The sequence below is a fragment of the Microcystis sp. M_QC_C_20170808_M9Col genome (assembly GCF_007095495.1).
Classification (GTDB): domain Bacteria; phylum Cyanobacteriota; class Cyanobacteriia; order Cyanobacteriales; family Microcystaceae; genus Microcystis; species Microcystis aeruginosa.
The window spans coordinates 1-4,807 of sequence record NZ_SFBZ01000174.1; the positions used below are offsets into that span (position 1 = coordinate 1).

A 4,807-nucleotide genomic window follows, 5' to 3' on the forward strand; every position below is an offset into this window, starting at 1 on the left:
AAGGAGAAGGACGCAGTGAAGCTTTACGACAAATTCAACTAGGAATGCTCAAGGGTGAGAAGCAAAAACATCCTTTTTATTGGGCCAGTTTTATTCCTTCTGGTGATGCAACTTCGATGCAATTTGACTGATTAAGGGTTAGGAGTTAAACTTAGTAGTAAAATTATTGGTAAGTAAGTAGGTAGGCACAATTATTTGTAGGATGGGTTAGCGGTAGCGTAACCCATGCGGGCGTTGGGTTTCATGCTTCAACCCAACCTACGTTTATTTTATATTTAATTCCACCCACCTACTTACCTAAGCAAAATTAATTACACATCCAAACCGTCAGCAGTTACTCCGTCAGCTTTTTGCTGTGATCAGTAAACAGTGAACTAAAAACTCAAATCTGATCCCGTCTCCCGTCTCCCGTCTCCTGTCTCCTGTCTCCTGTCTCGACTGGGAAATTAATTTTGCACGACTACTTATCACAAACAATTACTAGGAGAGTCACACAATGGCAACATTTACAGAAAACGACCTCAAAGAATTAAAAGACTTTATTGTAGGACAATTCAAAGAAGTTAATGACAAAATAGACAAATCATCTGAACAACTTAATGGCAAAATAGACAGATTATCTGAACAACTTAATAGCAAAATAGACAAGCTATCTGAAGAAGTGAATAACTTAAGAGTTGACATAGCAAATATTAAAGGAGAATTAACAGGCGTGAATAAACGCCTAGATAACTTGGAATTTACTAATCGAACCATCTTTGTTGCTATTGTTACTGCACTAATGGCAGGATTGGTTAAGTTATTTTTCCCAAATTTTCCTATAAAGAAAAGAAAACGGATTTTTTCAAAAAACCCGTTTCCTGAAATCGAATTCAAAATAAGAAATAGCGCTGGGCCATGGGTAAAACCGTAGCCGGTTCACAGATTAATAATTCGCCGTCAGCACGCACCTCGTAGGTTTCGGGATTAACTTCCATGCGCGGTAAAGCGTCATTAAGCTTCATACTAGCCTTACTGATATTGCGCGTATTCGACACGGCCACGGCGGTTTTTTTCAGCTTTAACTTCTCAGGAATGCCCGCTTTCATAGCATATTTAGAAACAAATGTCAAGGAAGTTTTGGCGATCGCACCACCAAAAGAGGCAAACATGGGACGCATATAAACCGGTTGGGGTGTGGGAATACTGGCATTAGCATCGCCCATTTGCGCCCAGGCGATTAAACCGCCTTTCAGGACAATTTCCGGTTTTACGCCAAAAAATGCCGGTTTCCAGAGAACCAAATCGGCTAATTTGCCCACCTCGATGGAACCGACATAATCGGAGACACCATGGGTAATAGCAGGATTAATCGTATATTTAGCAATATATCGTCTTGCCCGCAGATTATCATTCTCTCCCGTTTCCCCGGTCAGTCTGCCTCGTTGTACCCGCATTTTGTGGGCAGTTTGCCAAGTGCGGATAATTACTTCTCCCACCCGTCCCATAGCTTGAGAATCGGAGGAAATGATGCTAAAAGCCCCTAAATCGTGGAGAATATCCTCGGCGGCAATAGTTTCGCGGCGGATGCGAGATTCGGCAAAGGCCACATCTTCGGGAATACTCCGGTCTAGATGATGACAAACCATCAACATATCGAGGTGTTCCTCTAAGGTATTCGTCGTATAGGGACGGGTGGGATTAGTAGAGGAGGGTAAAACGTTCATTTCCCCGCAAACCCTGATAATATCGGGAGCATGACCACCGCCGGCCCCTTCCGTGTGGTAGGTGTGAATGACGCGATTTTTAAAAGCGGCGATAGTGGCCTCAACAAAACCGGCCTCATTGAGAGTATCGGTATGAATCGCCACCTGCACATCGTACTTATCGGCCACGCTTAAACAGGTATCAATGGCTGCCGGAGTGGTTCCCCAATCTTCATGGAGTTTTAAGCCAATTACCCCCGCTTTTACCTGTTCCGCTAGTCCTTCCGGCTGACTGCTATTGCCTTTACCCAAAAAACCCAAATTCATCGGGAAAGCTTCGGCCGCCTCTAGCATTCGATAGATGTTCCATTCTCCCGGGGTGCAGGTGGTGGCATTAGTTCCCGTTGCAGGTCCGGTCCCGCCACCAATCATCGTGGTAATCCCCGACGCAATCGCTGTCTCAATTTGTTGGGGACAGATAAAATGAATATGGGCATCAATCCCCCCTGCTGTCAAAATCATCCCTTCCCCGGCTAATGCCTCGGTAGCAGGACCGATAATAATATCGACATTATCTTGAATGTGGGGATTGCCCGCTTTACCGATTTTATAAATTTTGCCGTCTTTAATGCCCACATCGGCCTTAACGATGCCCCACCAGTCGAGAATTAAGGCATTAGTAATCACCAAATCTACCGCCCCATCTTCCCTAGAAATGGGGGATTGGCCCATACCATCGCGAATTACTTTACCGCCGCCGAATTTTACCTCATCGCCGTAGGTGGTGAAATCTTTTTCGACTTCGATAAATAATTCCGTGTCTGCCAGGCGAACTTTATCTCCGACGGTGGGGCCGTAGGTTTCTGCATAGGTGCGGCGATCGATGCGATAATTCATAGGGGGAATTCTTGAAAATCGAGATCGATTATACGATCGATTTTCCGGCAATTATCGCTTTTTGGGGATTTTCTTCCATTTTTAATCTGGCTCGTTTTCGAGGATTTCTTTGGCTTTCAGTAAAGCTTGGTGATGTTCTTCGGTAACGGTGGGATATTTTAAACCAAGGGATTCCAGGGTGTGATAAATAACCGCCCCCACAGCTAAACGGGTAAACCATTTGCGATCAGCCGGGATAATATACCAGGGGGCCCATTCGGTACTGGTATGATTGAATACCTCCTCGTAGGCTTTCATGTAATCACCCCAAAAAGCTCTTTCTTTGACATCACTTTCGGAAAACTTCCAGTTTTTTTCGGGGCGATCAATTCTTTCTAAAAATCGTTTTTTCTGTTCTTCTTTAGAAACATTGAGAAAGAATTTCAGGACAATAACCCCATTGTTAACCAGATATTTTTCAAAATTATTAATCTCCTCAAAACGTCGATGCCAAACTTTCTTGGTTCTGTCTTCCGGGGGAAGTTTTTGCCGTTCCAATAAATTTTGATGGACGCGCACGACTAATAATTCTTCGTAGTAAGAACGATTAAAAATACCGATACGACCCCGCTCCGGTAAGGCTTTATAATATCGCCAGAGATAATCGTGATCTAGTTCTTCGGCCGAGGGAACTTTAAAGCTAAATACCTGACAGCCTTGGGGATTTAAGCCCGACATAACGTGTCTGATCGTACCATCTTTACCCGCCGCATCCATGGCTTGTAGATTAATTAACAAGGCATAGGTATCCTGGGCATAGAGTTTATCTTGAAACTCGGCCATTTTTTCGATCCCCTGTTGCAGCAGCAGCGTGGCATCTTCTTTGGTGATATAGTCGGGCTTAAACCCAGGATCGTAGTCTTTGTGCAGAGAAATTTCTTTACCCGGTGGCACGATTAAGGATTGTAAAAATGCTTGGCGATCAATTTTGCTGACCATGCTCTTCTCCTTGATTGTTTTGACCCCTAAGATTACATTGTAGCACTTTTGCTCGGAAAATATCTAACTCTTGAACCGGCGAGTCAAGGATGAACTGGCAGAAATGACCTAGAAACAAGTATATTTAAATACTCGATTTTAGCGACTCCTCATCTGACGAGAAAGTAAAGAATAATTTTTAGGTGATCGCAAATTCGGTAAACTGACGCACTTCGGGAGGTTGAAAAGCTAAAACTATTTCACTACTGGGAATTCCTACGCGCATTAATTCCGTGGCGATACCTGCTTCTGTCCAATCTTCTTCAATATAAATTTTGTCATTTTTTGGACGAAGATAAACGGAAATCGCTTTAATTAATTTGCCATTTTCCCAGCCAATATTAAACCAAAGATATTGGCTTCTATTATGGTCAAACATCAATATTTCTTCTATGTCTTGATCGGGTACTTGTGAGAAAATTTCTGCATATTTTGTGAGAATTTTCTTGATTATGCTTTGATAATAATTTAGTTTATCCATTGGACGATTCCTCCTGATTAGTGTCAACAATTAACAATAAAATTTGATACTTTTGCAAGATTATTTGTATGGCAGCTTGAGCGAAAAACTTTTCGTAGATTTCTTGTCCGATTAAAAAAATAAAGAAATTAATAAGTAGTCGTGCAAAATTAATTTCCTAGTGAAGAAAGGCAAAAGGCAAGAGGCAAGAGGCAAGAGGTGGTTAGATGTGTGTAATTAATTTTGCTTAGGTACTTACATACAAGATATTTATTACAATGGTTCTTCGTTACTTGGTATGGTTCGATAGGGTGGCATAAATCGACTAAATCTTTATCTGGCAAGAGATTTAATTGATTAGTTCGCTCCAGATCGCAAACAATTGACAAAAATCGCAGTAATGTCTGTTTCTATAAGGGTTTCATCCCTTATAACCCCGTCCATTGCATAAGACAAACCGAAGAACCGAAATTCGGTTCCTTGTTGAATAAGGGAAAGGGCTGTACTCAATGGACGTTGTGCTTGTTTCCAATATTGCTCAGATGACAATTGATCGATTACTTCTTCATTCTCATCGCTATAATACACATTATAAAAATATTCCGCATCCTTAAGTTTTGTAGATAAACTTAAGTAGGTAGGCACAATTATTTGTAGGATGGGTTAGCGGTAGCGTAACCCATGCGGGCGTTGGGTTTCATGCTTCAACCCAACCTACGTTCATTTTATATTTAATTCCACCCACCTA

Annotated in this window: 6 protein-coding genes and 1 pseudogene; 2 read left to right on the forward strand and 5 right to left on the reverse strand. The window is 42.0% G+C overall.

The window, feature by feature from the left end; all coding sequences use genetic code 11:
- Positions 1–44: 44 nt before the first annotated feature.
- On the forward strand, positions 45–131 hold the full coding sequence (locus EWV68_RS10350; RefSeq protein ID WP_287169728.1) for a hypothetical protein: 87 nt from the start codon (positions 45–47) through the stop codon (positions 129–131).
- A 365-nt stretch (positions 132–496) separates the two neighbouring features.
- A pseudogene (locus EWV68_RS10355) lies at positions 497–820 on the forward strand (polyhedral envelope domain-containing protein); the annotation flags it as partial.
- A 52-nt stretch (positions 821–872) separates the two neighbouring features.
- Here the strand turns inward: EWV68_RS10355 and ureC are convergent.
- The 5 genes from ureC to EWV68_RS10375 form a co-directional block, all read right to left on the reverse strand.
- Positions 873–2,582 carry an urease subunit alpha gene (ureC, locus tag EWV68_RS10360; RefSeq protein ID WP_002735350.1) on the reverse strand — a complete coding sequence of 570 codons (1,710 nt, stop codon included), beginning with the start codon at positions 2,580–2,582 and terminating at the stop codon, positions 873–875.
- An 81-nt stretch (positions 2,583–2,663) separates the two neighbouring features.
- A complete protein-coding gene (locus tag EWV68_RS10365; protein ID WP_061431509.1) occupies positions 2,664–3,560 on the reverse strand; it encodes a polyphosphate kinase 2 family protein in 897 nt (298 codons plus the stop codon).
- Positions 3,561–3,738: 178 nt separating this feature from the next.
- Positions 3,739–4,080, reverse strand: a complete 342-nt coding sequence (locus tag EWV68_RS10370) for a XisI protein (protein ID WP_287169726.1) — start codon at positions 4,078–4,080, stop codon at positions 3,739–3,741.
- Positions 4,073–4,234 carry an element excision factor XisH family protein gene (locus tag EWV68_RS21865; protein ID WP_204377829.1) on the reverse strand — a complete coding sequence of 54 codons (162 nt, stop codon included), beginning with the start codon at positions 4,232–4,234 and terminating at the stop codon, positions 4,073–4,075. The genes EWV68_RS10370 and EWV68_RS21865 overlap by 8 nt, the downstream gene beginning before the upstream one ends.
- A 182-nt stretch (positions 4,235–4,416) precedes the next feature.
- Positions 4,417–4,704 (reverse strand): hypothetical protein, encoded by a 288-nt coding sequence (locus EWV68_RS10375; RefSeq protein ID WP_239698060.1) that lies wholly within the window; start codon positions 4,702–4,704, stop codon positions 4,417–4,419.
- Positions 4,705–4,807 lie beyond the last annotated feature (103 nt).

Bases quoted from the DNA above. Each gene is read 5' to 3' on its own strand.
- EWV68_RS10370 (WP_287169726.1), bottom strand. From the start codon at position 4,080: ATGGATAAACTAAATTATTATCAAAGCATAATCAAGAAAATTCTCACA.
- EWV68_RS10365 (WP_061431509.1), bottom strand. From the start codon at position 3,560: ATGGTCAGCAAAATTGATCGCCAAGCATTTTTACAATCCTTAATCGTG.
- EWV68_RS10350 (WP_287169728.1), top strand. From the start codon at position 45: ATGCTCAAGGGTGAGAAGCAAAAACATCCTTTTTATTGGGCCAGTTTT.
- ureC (WP_002735350.1), bottom strand. From the start codon at position 2,582: ATGAATTATCGCATCGATCGCCGCACCTATGCAGAAACCTACGGCCCC.